General features: G+C 70.9%; 10 protein-coding genes. 8 read left to right on the forward strand and 2 right to left on the reverse strand.

Annotated elements, in window-relative coordinates; all coding sequences use genetic code 11:
- Positions 1-203: 203 nt before the first annotated feature.
- Both PGH47_RS05700 and xylA read right to left on the reverse strand, forming a co-directional pair.
- Positions 204-476, reverse strand: coding sequence for a hypothetical protein (locus PGH47_RS05700; RefSeq protein ID WP_093867185.1), 273 nt, complete (start codon positions 474-476; stop codon positions 204-206).
- Positions 477-897: 421 nt separating this feature from the next.
- Complete coding sequence (gene xylA, locus PGH47_RS05705) at positions 898-2,064, reverse strand: xylose isomerase (protein ID WP_271662535.1); 1,167 nt, start codon at positions 2,062-2,064, stop codon at positions 898-900.
- Positions 2,065-2,233: 169 nt separating this feature from the next.
- Here xylA and xylB point away from each other — a divergent pair, with 169 nt between their 5' ends.
- The 8 genes from xylB to PGH47_RS05745 all read left to right on the forward strand — a co-directional run bounded on the left by xylB (position 2,234) and on the right by PGH47_RS05745 (position 13,195).
- On the forward strand, positions 2,234-3,679 hold the full coding sequence (xylB, locus tag PGH47_RS05710) for a xylulokinase (protein WP_271662536.1): 1,446 nt from the start codon (positions 2,234-2,236) through the stop codon (positions 3,677-3,679).
- A 14-nt stretch (positions 3,680-3,693) separates the two neighbouring features.
- Positions 3,694-4,902 (forward strand): ROK family transcriptional regulator, encoded by a 1,209-nt coding sequence (locus tag PGH47_RS05715; protein ID WP_271662537.1) that lies wholly within the window; start codon positions 3,694-3,696, stop codon positions 4,900-4,902.
- Between the two features lie 413 nt (positions 4,903-5,315).
- Positions 5,316-6,815, forward strand: coding sequence for an APC family permease (locus PGH47_RS05720; RefSeq protein WP_271662538.1), 1,500 nt, complete (start codon positions 5,316-5,318; stop codon positions 6,813-6,815).
- Positions 6,812-7,822 carry an acetamidase/formamidase family protein gene (locus PGH47_RS05725; RefSeq protein WP_269638550.1) on the forward strand — a complete coding sequence of 337 codons (1,011 nt, stop codon included), beginning with the start codon at positions 6,812-6,814 and terminating at the stop codon, positions 7,820-7,822. Before PGH47_RS05720 ends, PGH47_RS05725 begins: the two co-directional genes overlap by 4 nt.
- Before the next feature lie 38 nt (positions 7,823-7,860).
- Complete coding sequence (locus tag PGH47_RS05730) at positions 7,861-8,460, forward strand: N-acetylmuramoyl-L-alanine amidase (RefSeq protein ID WP_271662539.1); 600 nt, start codon at positions 7,861-7,863, stop codon at positions 8,458-8,460.
- Between the two features lie 264 nt (positions 8,461-8,724).
- Positions 8,725-10,056, forward strand: coding sequence for a GAF domain-containing protein (locus PGH47_RS05735; protein WP_271662540.1), 1,332 nt, complete (start codon positions 8,725-8,727; stop codon positions 10,054-10,056).
- Between the two features lie 56 nt (positions 10,057-10,112).
- Positions 10,113-11,636, forward strand: coding sequence for an aldehyde dehydrogenase (gene adh / locus PGH47_RS05740; protein WP_271662541.1), 1,524 nt, complete (start codon positions 10,113-10,115; stop codon positions 11,634-11,636).
- 329 nt (positions 11,637-11,965) lie between these two features.
- Positions 11,966-13,195, forward strand: coding sequence for a cytochrome P450 family protein (locus tag PGH47_RS05745; protein WP_271662542.1), 1,230 nt, complete (start codon positions 11,966-11,968; stop codon positions 13,193-13,195).
- The last annotated feature ends 195 nt before the right edge of the window (positions 13,196-13,390 follow it).

Here is a 13,390-nt window from a genome sequence, read left to right on the forward strand (position 1 = left end):
GCGCTCCTGGTTCGCAGTGGCACGCGTGCGTGGCCGTCGGGGAGCGGCACGCGCGTGTGCCGCTCCCCGTTTCATGCCCTGAGACAGGTCGTCCGCCGGCCTTCATGCCCTTAGACAGGTCGTCCGCCGGCCTCGTGCCCTACGGCAGTTCGTCCGCCGGCCTTCGTGCCCTACGGCAGTTCGTCCCGCCAGTTTTCGTGCCCCTACGGCAGGTCGTCCGCCAGTGACGGGAGCAGCGACTCCAGTCCGCTGGGCAGGTCGCTCGGGAAGCCGCTCGGGAGGTCGGTGGGGAAGCCCGACGGCAGTGACGTCGGCAGTTCGCTCGGCAGCTTGCTGGGCAGCTCGGTCGGGATGCTGAAGGACGGCTTGGGCGAGCCGCTGGTGCTGCTCCCCGCGGGTGGTTTGTCGTCGGGCGAGTCGTCGCTGTTCGAGACCACCAGGACGACGGCCACGAGGGCTCCGACGGCCACGATCACGGCGAGCAGGATGACGAGCGGATTGCGCCAGGGCCCTGGTCCGCCGCCTCCGTCCGGCTGTTGGGGAGGCGGCCAATCGCCGTAGGACGGCGGGCCGCCGCCTCCCGGAGGGGGGCCGTAGCCGCCGGGAGGTGGTGGTCCGAAGCCGCCGCCATGAGGCGGCGTGTCACCCGGCGGTCCTGGCGGCTGAGGGGGTAAGGGCGGCATGGCCATACCGACCAGCGTCCCGTCGTACGGGTCAGGACGCGACCCCCATGCGAGAGTTAATACCGGCCCTTGCCCCGGACCGCATGATTCCGAAGCATCCGCGCAGGAACCGATCATCGAGCCGCACCGTGTGTGACCTGGTCTGTCGACCTGCGGTCACACACGGTCGGGCACGCATCTCGTCCCTGCCGCGGACGGCCACGCGTGCGTGGGCTCAGCCGCGGGCGCCCAGCAGGTGGTCCATCGCCAGCTGGTCGAGGCGCTCGAATGCCATCCCGCGCGCGGCGACGGCCTCGACGTCGAACTCCTCGAAAGCGGTGCGGTCGTCGAGGAGCGCCTTGAGGCCGTCTGCCGCCGTCGGCTGCACCAGCTCGTTCAGCCGCGAGGCGGTCAGGGCCTCCTGGACCTCCGGGTCCGCGCGGAAGGCGGCAGCACGCTCCTTCAGGATGAGGTAGTTGCGCATGCAGCCCGCGGCCGAGGCCCACACGCCGTCGAGGTCCTCGGTGCGCGGCGGCTTGAAGTCGAAGTGACGCGGGCCTTCGTAGCCGGCGCTCTCCAGCAGGTCGACCAGCCAGAAGGCGGCACGCAGGTCGCCGGCGCCGAAGCGCAGGTCCTGGTCGTACTTGATGCCGGACTGGCCGTTGAGGTCGATGTGGAAGAGCTTGCCCGCCCACAGCGCCTGCGCGATGCCGTGCGGGAAGTTGAGCCCGGCCATCTGCTCGTGGCCGACCTCGGGGTTCACGCCGTACAGCTCGGGGCGCTCCAGGCGCTCGATGAACGCAAGGGCGTGGCCGACCGTGGGCAGCAGGATGTCGCCGCGCGGCTCGTTCGGCTTGGGCTCGATGGCGAAGCGCAGGTCGTAGCCCTGGGAGGTGACGTACTCGCCGAGGAGGTCGAAGGCCTCCTTCATGCGGTCGAGAGCCGCGCGCACGTCCTTGGCACCGCCGGACTCCGCGCCCTCACGGCCGCCCCAGGCGACGTACGTCCTGGCGCCCAGCTCGGCCGCGAGGTCGATGTTGCGGATGGTCTTGCGCAGGGCGTACCGGCGCACGTCGCGGTCGTTGGCGGTGAATCCGCCGTCCTTGAAGACGGGGTGCGTGAAGAGGTTGGTGGTGGCCATCGGCACGGTCATGCCGGTCGCGTCGAGCGCCTCACGGAAGCGCTTGATGTGCGCCTCGCGCTCGGTGTCGGAGGACCCGAAGGGGATCAGGTCGTCGTCGTGGAAGGTGACGCCGTGGGCGCCGAGCTCCGCCAGGCGCTGCACCGTCTCGACCGGGTCGAGGGCGCGGCGGGTGGCGTCGCCGAAGGGGTCCCGTCCCTGCCAGCCGACGGTCCACAGGCCGAAGGTGAACCTGTCCTCGGGGGTGGGCTGGTAGTTCATGCCGCGGCTCCTTGCTGCATACGACTATTTCGTCATGGCCGTTTACAAATTAGTATGCGGTCGCATCTCTGGGAAGAGACAAGATGTCTTTGTCACTCGATGTCTTCGTCACCACGCCCTGTCGCCCGATCGCTACGTCCCGCAGAGCCGCGGAAAAAGGGAGAGCACGATGTCAGCAGCCGAGGGTCCGCTCGTCGTCGGCGTGGACACGTCCACCCAGTCCACCAAGGCGCTGGTCGTCGACGCCTCGACCGGGCAGGTCGTCGCGAGCGGCCAGGCAGCGCACACCGTGTCCTCCGGGGCCGGCCGGGAGAGCGACCCGCGACAGTGGTGGGAGGCGCTGTGCGAGGCGCTGCACCAGTGCGGCGACGCCGCGCGCGAGGCCGCCGCGGTGTCGATCGGCGGTCAGCAGCACGGCCTGGTCACGCTGGACGACCGGGGCGAGCCGGTACGCCCGGCGCTGCTCTGGAACGACGTGCGCTCGGCGCCGCAGGCCCGTCGGCTGACGGAGGAGATGGGTGGCGCGAAGTTCTGGGCCGAGCGCACGGGCTCGGTTCCTGCCGCCTCCTTCACGGTCACGAAGTGGGCCTGGCTCGCCGAGAACGAGCCGGACGCGGTCCGCGCCACCAAGGCCGTACGCCTCCCCCACGACTACCTCACCGAACGCCTCACCGGACAGGGCACCACCGACCGCGGCGACGCCTCCGGTACGGGCTGGTGGGCGTCCGGGACCGAGTCGTACGACGAGGAGATCCTGGCGCACGTGGGGCTCGACCCGGCGATGCTGCCCCGTGTGGTCCGGCCCGGCGAGGTCGCGGGCACCGTGCGCGACAGCCACGACCTGCCGTTCTCCAAGGGCACCCTCGTCGCGCCCGGCACCGGGGACAACGCCGCCGCGGCTCTCGGCCTCGGCCTGCGTCCCGGCACGCCCGTGCTGAGCCTGGGCACGTCGGGCACCGTGTACGCCGTGGCGAAGCGGCGCCCCGCCGACCCGACCGGCACGGTGGCGGGCTTCGCCGACGCGCACGGCGACTGGCTGCCGCTGGCCTGCACCCTCAACTGCACGCTCGCCGTCGACCGGCTCGCGGCCCTGCTGGGCCTCGACCGTGAGGCCGTGGAACCCACCACCGGCCTCACCCTCCTGCCCTACCTGGACGGCGAACGCACACCGAACCTGCCGAACGCCTCCGGCATCCTGCACGGCCTGCGCCACGACACGACCGCCGGTCAGCTCCTCCAGGCCGCCTACGACGGTGCCGTGCACGCCCTGCTCGGCGCACTCGACCTGGTCCTGGACGAGGACGCGGACCGCTCGGCCCCGCTGCTGCTGATCGGCGGCGGCTCCCGGGGCACGGCCTGGCAGCAGACGGTACGACGGCTGTCGGGGCGACCGGTGCAGGTCCCCGAGGCGAAGGAACTGGTCGCGCTCGGTGCCGCCGCACAGGCGGCCGGCCTGCTGACCGGCGAGGATCCGGCCTCGGTGGCCCGGCGCTGGAACACCACGCGCGGGCCGGTGCTCGACGCCGTGGAGCGGGACGAGGCGACGCTGGCCAGGATCAGCGGGGTACTCTCCGACGCGGCCCCGCTGCTGGAGCGGGGCACCGAGTCTCATTGAGGACTGACGGAGGCATGACCGCACCGCTGCACGAGGCCCACCCGACCGGCGCCGGGCGCGCGCTGCCCAACACGCAGCAGGGCATGCGCCGCCGCAATCTGGCCAGTGTGATGCACACCGTCAGTGCCGAGGGTCCGCTCTCCCGCGCCGCCGTCGCCTCCCGTATCGGACTGACGCGTGCGGCGGTGTCCACCCTCGTCGACGAACTGATCCGCTCGGGACTGCTGGAGGAACTCGGTCCCGAGCGGCCCGGCCGGGTGGGCCGTCCCGGCTCGGCACTCGCCGTCAGCGGGCACGGTCCGGCCGGGATCGGCGCGGAGATCGGCGTCGACCATCTCGCCGTGTGCGCGGTCGATCTACGGGGTGAGGTGCGTGCCAGGGCCGTACGGCACGGCGCGAACCGGGGTCGGGCGGCCGGGCCTGTGATCGAGGAGCTCGACGCGATCGTGCGCAAGGTCGTCGCCGAGGCCGAACGCGAAGGACTGTGGCCTGCCGGACTGGCGGTCGCCGTGCCCGGCCTGGTGGCGCGCGACACCCGCACGGTCGTCCGCGCCCCCAACCTCGACTGGCGCGACACGGACCTGGCCGAGCTGCTCCCTACGGACTTTCCGCTGACCGTGGGCAACGAGGCCGACTTCGGCGCGCTCGCCGAACTGTGGCTCGGCGACGGCACCCCGCGAGACTTCCTGCACGTGTCGGCGGAGATCGGCATCGGTGCGGCGGTCGTGGTGGACGGAGGGCTGCTGCGTGGAACGCGTGGTTTCGCGGGCGAGTTGGGCCATGTGCCCGTCGAGCCGTACGGGCCCGAGTGCCCGTGCGGGGGACGCGGATGTCTGGAGCAGTACGCCGGTGAGGAGGCGGTGCTGCGTGCGGCCGGGCTGGAGCCGGGTGAGGACCGCGTCGGGCTTCTGGCCACGCGTGCCGCGGAGGGCGACGAGGACGTACGGCGGGCCTTGCGGGACGCGGGAACGGCGCTCGGAATCGCGCTGACCGGCGCGGTCAATCTGCTGGACCCCGAGAGCGTCGTGCTCGGCGGTGCGCTGGCCGGGCTCGCGCCCTGGTTGCTGCCGTCGCTGGAGGACGAGTTGGACCGGCGGACCGCCGGGCCTGCGTGTCCGGTGTCCGTGTCTCGGCTGGGCCCCGAGGGTCCGTTGCTGGGGGCTGCTCATTCCGTGGTGCGCGGGGTGCTGGACGATCCGGTGGCGGTGGCGGAGCGGGCCTGATCGCAGGGCGGGGCGCACGGACGGGGCGGTGGCGGAGCGGGCCTGATCCGCAGGGCGGGGCGCACCGACGGGGGCGGTTCTGCGGGGCTGGCGGGCCTGGGGCCATCCGGCCTGCAAGCCTGGGCCGCCGAGGCTTCTACGGTGCCCCGCCGCGACCTCCGACCCTGACTCGCCGAGGCATGCGCGCCTGGCCCGCGCGGGCCTCCGAGCCCGACCCGACACGGCCGAACAAGCCCGAGTCCAGGCCGAGTTCACTCGTGTGAGTGAGCGAGTTATCCACAATTCCCCGGCTGTCCACGGAAACCCGGCGCCCTCTTCTGCCCAACCCGCCAGCGCCGTACCGTGATTCACGCGAGGCGCAGCCGTCGTGTCACGACGACGCGGGGCGCATCGGCGTGAATGAGGGGGTTCACATGTCGGGGGACAAGGCGGAAGTCGAAACCACGGGATTGCGGCGTGACGCGATCGGGCTGCGCGAGGTCCTGTTCCAGAGCATCACGGCGATGGCGCCGGCCGCGGCGGTCGCGGCGTCCATTCCGTCGGGCGCGGCGTTCGCGGGTGGCAGCCTGCCACTGTCGGTACTGATCGCGCTGGTGGCATGTCTGTTCACGGCGTCGTGCGTCGCGGAGCTTGCACGCGAGCTGCCGGCCGCGGGCTCGGTGTCCACCTACGTGGCACAAGGCCTGCATCCAGCGATCGGCTTTCTCGTGGGCTGGGGCTATGTGTTCGTCGAGGCGCTCGTCCCGCCCCTTCTCCTACTGCAACTGGGCTTCACCACGGCCGGCACGCTGCACCAGGAATGGTCCTCGTATCCGGCGGACCTGTGGTGGCCCTGGGCGCTCGCGGGAGCCGGGATCATAGGTGTCTCCGGGTACTTGGGGGTGCGCGCCTCGGCCCGGTTCGGCACCGTCCTCGGCATCTTCGAGGTGCTCGTCCTTCTGGTGTTCGCCATCTGGCTGATCGGCAAGGCGGGCGGGGACAACACGCTGTCGGTGTTCGGGACGTCGCACACCGCCGAGGGCTACGCGGGCGTCAGCGGGGTGTTCGCCGGGTCCGTCTACACGGTGCTCGCCTTCGCCGGATTCGAGGCCGCGGCACCACTGGCCGAGGAGACCCGGGACCCACGTCGCACGATGCACCGCGCGGTGCTCGGCTCGGCGCTCGCCATCGGACTGTTCTACGTGCTCACCACCTACGCCATGAGCGTGTACTACGGCCCTGATCGCTTCCAGGAGTTCGGCGCGTCCGGTGCCGCCTCGTGGGAAGGCGTGGCCCGGGCGTCGTTCGGACTGTTCTGGGTGCTGGTGTTCCTGGCCGTGGTCAACTCGGCCATCGCCAATGCCAATGCGTGCGCCACCGTCTCCACGCGGACCGCGTTCGCCCTGGCCCGTATCCGCGTGCTGCCCCGCTTCCTGGCGATACTGCACCCGAAGTACCGCTCGCCCGTGGCGGGAATCGCCGTGCAGACCGCGGTCGCGGTCGGCGCCGTTCTGGGGCTGGGGTTCGCCTACGACCCGGTGACTGCGTTCCTGCTGCTGGCGACGGTGATCGTCACGGTCGTGATCGGCGTGTACACAGTGGTCAACCTCGCCTGTGCCGGCTACTTCCTGCGCCGCAGGCGCGAGGCGCTCAAGCCCGTGCGGCATCTGGTTCTGCCGGTTCTCGGCATCGTCGCGTTCGTGCCGGCGCTCCTGACAGCGGCGGGCCTGCCCGTCTTCGACTTCGTCTCCGAGCTCAGCGCGCCCGTGTCGTACGCGGGATCGGTGGTCGGGGTGTGGATGGCGATCGGGGTCGTGGTGCTGCTCGTGCTGATGCGGCGGCACCCCGGGCGAATAGCCGAGACCGCCCGTGTCCATCTCGACGACGTCCCCTCCCCCACCGGCCTTCCCCAGAACGGAGCTGTGCAGCGATGAGCGACCCGCGGATCCTGACCGTGCGACCCGAGCCCGGCGAGTACGCCTGGACGTTCGGCGGCGCACCGCCCGTGGCGCGCATCGCGCCCGGTACGGTCCTGGACCTGTACACGGAGGACTGCTTCGGCGGGCGGGTGCGCTCGGAGAAGGATCTGGTGTCGGAGGTATGCGAGTTCCCTTACCTCAACCCGCAGACCGGGCCCTTCCACATCGAGGGAGCGGAGCCGGGTGACACGGTCGCCGTGCACTTCGTCTCGATCGAGCCGGCCCGGGACTGGGCCGCGTCGACGACGGTCCCGCTGTTCGGCGCGCTCACCTCGACGCACACCACGGCCACGCTCCAGCCGCCGCTGCCGGAGACCGTCTGGATCTGGCAGCTCGACCGGACCCGGCGTACGGCGTTGTTCCGGGCCCATGACAGCGACATCGAGGCCGAGCTGCCCATGGACCCGATGCACGGCACGGTAGGGGTGGCTCCCGCCAATCTGGAGGTGCGCTCCGCGCTGGTGCCCGACGCGCACGGCGGGAACATGGACACCCCGGAGATGCGAGCGGGTGTCACCTGCTATCTCGGGGTGAACGTCGAGGGTGCGCTGCTCAGCCTCGGCGACGGGCACGCCCGCCAGGGAGAGGGCGAGACCTGCGGGGTCGCGGTCGAGTGCGCGATGAACACGGTGGTGATCGTCGAGCTGCTCAAGGGGCTGGCCACACCGTGGCCGCGCGTCGAGTCGGACACGCACATCATCTCGACCGGATCGGCACGGCCGCTGGAGGACGCGTTCCGGATATCCCAGCTCGACCTGGTGCAGTGGCTGGTGCGCGACTACGGGTTCAGTGAGCTGGACGCGTACCAGTTCGCGACGCAGGCCGTCGAGTCACCGCTGGCCAACGTGTGCGACACCAACTACACGTGCGTGGCCAAGATCCGCAAGCAGTGGCTGCCCGGTCGTGAGACGCACCGCGGAGTGCATGCGCGACTGCGGGAGACGGCGGCGACCCTGCGCTGACCTCCCTGCCGACCTCACCCCTGAAAGGCAACCCCTCCTTGGAACTCGCACGACCCCGCCCCAGCCGGCGCCGCTTCCTCCAGGGCACCGCCCTCGCCGCCGTCCCGTACGCCCTGCTGCCCGGCCCGCGATCCGGTACGCAGGTTCCGGCACCCGACCATCACGGAGCCGAGTGGCAGCCGGCGAGCACCGCCAACTACACGACGGCGAACCGCCCCACGAGCCATCCCGTCGAGCAAGTGATCATCCACGTGACGCAGACCGCCTTCACCAAGACCCTGTCCGTCTTCCAGAATCCCGCCAAGCAGGTGTCCGCCCACTACGTGGTGCGCTCGGCCGACGGGCACATCGCTCAGTGCGTCCGTGAGGCCGACATCGCCTGGCACGCGGGCGACTGGGAGCACAACACGCGCAGCATCGGCATTGAGCACGAGGGCTGGGTGGACCGGCCCTACTACTTCACCGACGCTCTCTACGAGGAGTCGGCCGGGCTCACGGCGGCTCTCTGCGCCAGGTACGGAATCCCGAAGAACCGCCGGCACATCATCGGGCACTACGAGGTGCCGGGCACGGACCACACCGATCCGGGGCCGCACTGGGACTGGTCACGCTACATACGCCTGGTCAACTCGGCCTGAGCCCGCGTCCGGGACGCTGCCGAGCCGTGCTCACGCCCGGTCGGCGGGCCTCCCGCGACCTCCAGCACAGCCTCGCCACCGCCGCAGCACACCCTCGCCACGACCGCGGCACAGCTCCGCCGCGGCATCGGCACTGGCCCCGCGAAGCATCGTCGCGCCGGAGGGATCCGCTCATCGTTCGAGTGACCCCGGTCGAAACGGTTGTCCGTTCGCGTACTGGGAGTGACGATGTCCCCAGCCGCATTGCTTGCCGGGGAGGCCGACTTGACCGATCCGTGGGTCGCTCTCGAACCGGGGGTCGATCCCGCCGAGCGCGTACGGACGTTGCGCCGTGCGCATGAGACGTTCACCGAGGTGGGCACCGTGCCGACGCCGGTGCGTTCCGTGGTGGCCGACTCGTGGCGGCGCTCCGCGCGGGCCGGTGTCGGTCCGGACGGGACGGCGTCCGTGGAGCTGGCGGACGGCGATCTCGGCGCGTATCGCGCGGAGCATCCGCTGGCGCGGGTGATGCCGCTGTTCAGGGAGCTGATGGGCACGTTCGCCGCCGACGGGGAGCATCTGCTCGCGGTGTGCGACGAGCACGGCAGGCTGCTGTGGGTCGAGGGCCATCCGACGACCCGGCGCCGGGCGGGGCGGATGAACTTCGTGCCGGGTGCCAGGTGGGCGGAGAGCGCGGTCGGGACGAACGCGCCGGGTACGGCGGTCGCCGTGGACCGGCCGGTGCAGGTGTTCGCGGCCGAGCACTTCATCCGCAGGGTGCAGCCCTGGACCTGTGCGGCGGCGCCGGTGCACGATCCGCGGACCGGGCGGGTGCTCGGGGCGGTGGACATCACCGGTGGTGACGGGCTCGCGCATCCGCACAGCCTGGGGTTCGTACAGGCGGTGGCGCGTGCCGCGGAGTCACATCTCGCGCTGCTCGCGCCGCAGCTGCCCGCCGCGGACACACCCGAGCTGTCCGCGCTGGGCCGTGACGAGGCGACGCTGCTCATCGGCGGTCGCAGGGTCAGGCTCAGTCGTCGGCACAGCGAGATCCTGGTGCTGCTGGCCCGTCATCCGGAAGGGCTGACCGGCGACGAGTTGCAGTGCGCGTTGTACGAGGACGAGTCGGTGACGCCCGTGACGCTGCGAGCCGAGCTGGCGCGTCTGCGGCGGCTGCTCGGTCCCGGCCTGCTCGGGTCGAGACCGTATCGGCTGACAGTGCCGGTGGAGTCGGATGTGTCGATCGTGGAGCGACGCCTGGAGACCAGTGCGATCACGGCCGCGGCCGCCGCGTACGCGGGGCCGCTGCTGCCCGGTTCCCAGGCGCCGGCGGTGGTGCGGCTCAGGCGGCTGCTGGCCGACGGTCTGCGTACGGCGCTGATCGCGCGCCGCGATCCGGATCTGCTGGCGGACTGGGCGCATGCGCCGTGGGGCGAGGACGACCTGGACGTATGGCGGGCGCTCGCCGCGGTGCGTCCGACGTCGGCGGTGCGGTCGAGGCTGGCAGCGCTGGAGTCCGAGCTCACAGCACCGCCCGCCCGGAACGGTGACCGCAGAACGGTGGCCCTGGCGGAAGCCCAGGTCCGCGCAACGTACTTGCAACCTCGCCGTCCCTAGCCTCGCGCCGAGAGCTGCCCAACGGCGGGCAGCGCTTCTTCGGGAGGCAGAGCAGAATGACCCGTTACGCGGCGCCCGGCACCGAAGGTGCGATCGTCTCCTACCAGGCGCGCTACGACCACTTCATCGGCGGTGAGTACGTGCCGCCGATCCGGGGGCAGTACTTCGAGAACCCGACGCCGGTGAACGGGCAGCCGTTCACCGAGATCGCGCGGGGCACGGCGGAGGACGTGGAGCGGGCGTTGGACGCGGCGCACGCGGCCGCCCCCGCGTGGGGCCGGACGTCGGTGACCGAGCGGGCCGACATCCTGCTGAAGATCGCCGACCGTATGGAGGCGAACCTGGAGAAACTGGCGGTCGCCGAGAGCTGGGAGAACGGCAAGCCGGTGCGGGAGACGCTGGCGGCGGACATTCCGCTGGCCATCGACCACTTCCGCTACTTCGCGGGAGCGATCAGGGCGCAGGAGGGCTCGCTCGGCGAGGTCGACGACGACACGGTGGCGTACCACTTCCACGAGCCGTTGGGCGTGGTGGCCCAGATCATCCCGTGGAACTTCCCGATCCTGATGGCGACGTGGAAGCTCGCCCCGGCTCTGGCCGCGGGCAACGCGGTCGTGCTCAAGCCGGCCGAGCAGACGCCGGCGTCCATCCACTACTGGCTGAGCCTGGTCTCCGACCTGCTGCCGCCGGGCGTCCTCAACATCGTCAACGGCTTCGGCGTGGAGGCGGGCAAGCCGCTGGCGTCGAGCCCCCGGGTGGCCAAAGTGGCGTTCACCGGGGAGACCACGACCGGCCGGTTGATCATGCAGTACGCATCGGAGAACATCACCCCGGTCACCCTCGAACTCGGTGGCAAGTCCCCGAACATCTTCTTCGACGACGTCTGGGCGGCGAACGACGACTTCCGCGACAAGGCGCTCGAAGGCTTCACGATGTTCGCGCTCAACCAGGGCGAGGTGTGCACGTGCCCGTCGCGGGCGCTGGTCCAGCGGGGCAACTACGCCGAGTTCATGGAGGCGGCGGTCGCGCGGACCGAGCAGATCAAGACCGGGCACCCGCTCGACACGGACACCATGATCGGTGCGCAGGCCTCCAACGACCAGCTGGAGAAGATCCTCTCCTACCTCGACATCGGCCGGCAGGAGGGCGCCCGAGTCCTCACGGGCGGCGAACGCATCGATCATGACGGCGAGTTGAAGGGCGGCTACTACGTCCAGCCGACCGTCTTCGAGGGCGACAACCGTATGCGGATCTTCCAGGAGGAGATCTTCGGCCCGGTCGTCTCGGTCACGTCCTTCGACGACTTCGACGACGCCATCAAGATCGCCAACGACACGCTGTACGGCCTCGGGGCGGGCGTGTGGACGCGGGACATCAACACCGCGTACCGCGCGGGCCGTGCGATCCAGGCGGGTCGGGTGTGGACGAACTGCTACCACGCGTACCCGGCGCACGCTGCGTTCGGCGGCTACAAGGGGTCGGGCATCGGGCGTGAGACGCACAAGATGATGCTGGAGCACTACCAGCAGACCAAGAACCTTCTCGTGTCGTACGCGCCGCAGAAGCTGGGTTTCTTCTAGGCACCCCCGGAAGGGCGTCCGACCAGGGCCGATGGTGCCCTGGTCGGACGCCCTTCCACGTGTGCCGCCGACCGGGCAGGTCAGTTGGGCCGCCGTCCGGTCCTCGCTCGGGATGCCGCTTCCCCCGCGTCTCAACAACCGCGGCCCTCCCGGACGTCGGTGAGTCGGATCAGGGCATCGGTGAAGCCTTTCCAGCCCCAATCCGCCGCGCCGGTGCGGCTTCCTTCGTGCCGCGGGCAAGACTGTCGGGGTCCATCCGTCGCGAACTCACAACACTGTGCGTCCTGTTGCCCCGGTCAGCTCATCCCCCGCCTGCCAAGGAGCCCTCCGTGCCCGAGCAGCCTCTGATCGTCCTCGACCCCACCGGCGCCGACCGGCACGCCGAACACCTGTCCCTGCGTGCCGAGGGTGCGGCAACCCAGGTCGACATCCTCGGTGTCACGGCATGGTCGGTGACCGACCCGGACCTGCTGAAGCACCTCCTGACCAGCCCGGATGTGTCGAAGGACGGCCGCGCTCACTGGCCGGCCTTCCAAGAGGCCGTCACCCGCTGGCCGCTCGCGCTGTGGGTCGCGGTGGAGAACATGTTCACGGCGTACGGCCCGGACCACCGCAGGCTGCGTCGCCTGATCGCGCCGGCCTTCAGTGCTCGGCGCATTGCCACGATGAGGGCAGCCGTCGAAGGCATGGTGATCGAGCTGATCGATCGCCTCGCCGCGCGCCCCGAGGACGAGGTGGTGGACCTTCGCGAGCACCTGGCCTACCCCCTCCCCATTGCCGTGATCGGCCATCTCATGGGCGTGCCGCAGGAGCGCCGCGAAGGCTTCCGGAAGGTCGTGGACGGTGTCTTCGACACCACGCTGAGCCCGGCGGAGGCACAGGCCAACACCGCTCTGCTGTACGGGCAGTTGGACGAGCTGATCGCCGCGAAGCGTGACGACCCGGGTGACGACATGACGTCGCTGCTGATCAACGCCCGGGACGACGAGGACGGCGGCACCGGCCTCGCCCCGCAGGAGCTTCGAGACACGCTTCTGCTGATGATCAGTGCCGGGTACGAGACGACGGTCAACGTCATCGATCAGAGCGTCTTCACGCTGCTGACCCGCCCGGACCAGCTCCGGCTCGTCCGCGCCGGTGCCGTCGGCTGGAACGACATCGTCGAGGAGACCCTGCGCCACGAACCCGCCGTCAAACACCTCCCCCTGCGCTTCGCCGTTTCGGACATCCCGCTGCCCGACGGCCGGACGATCGCCTGCGGCGACGCCATCCTCGCCTCCTACGCCGCCGCGAATCGCCACCCCGACTGGCACTCCGACGCCGACACGTTCGACGCCACCCGCAGCGACAAGGACCACCTGGCCTTCGGCCACGGCGTCCACTTCTGCCTCGGCGCCCCGCTGGCCCGCCTGGAAGTCGCCTGCGCTCTGCAACACGTCTTCGAGCGCTTCCCCGACATCCGCCTCGCCGTGCCCGCCACAGAGCTGAAGCCCGTGGCCTCACTCATCAGCAACGGCCACCAGCAGCTCCCGGTCCAACTCGGCCGTCCGGCCACCTGAGCCCTCGCACAGGGCGACCGGCACGGCCGTACCGCCCAACCCCCAGCCGGAGTGCTGAGGCCTCGTATACAGTGCCAGGGACTTCGACCTTCTTCGAGGAGACCAGACATGGTGGTGGACGACGACATCTCCGGGTGATACCCGGACCCGGCAGGCCACCGGCTGATGCGCTGACGCGTCGCCAAGGTGGTCTCT

This window comes from Streptomyces sp. HUAS 31, assembly GCF_028198125.1.
In the GTDB taxonomy this organism is placed as follows: Bacteria; Actinomycetota; Actinomycetes; order Streptomycetales; family Streptomycetaceae; genus Streptomyces; species Streptomyces chartreusis.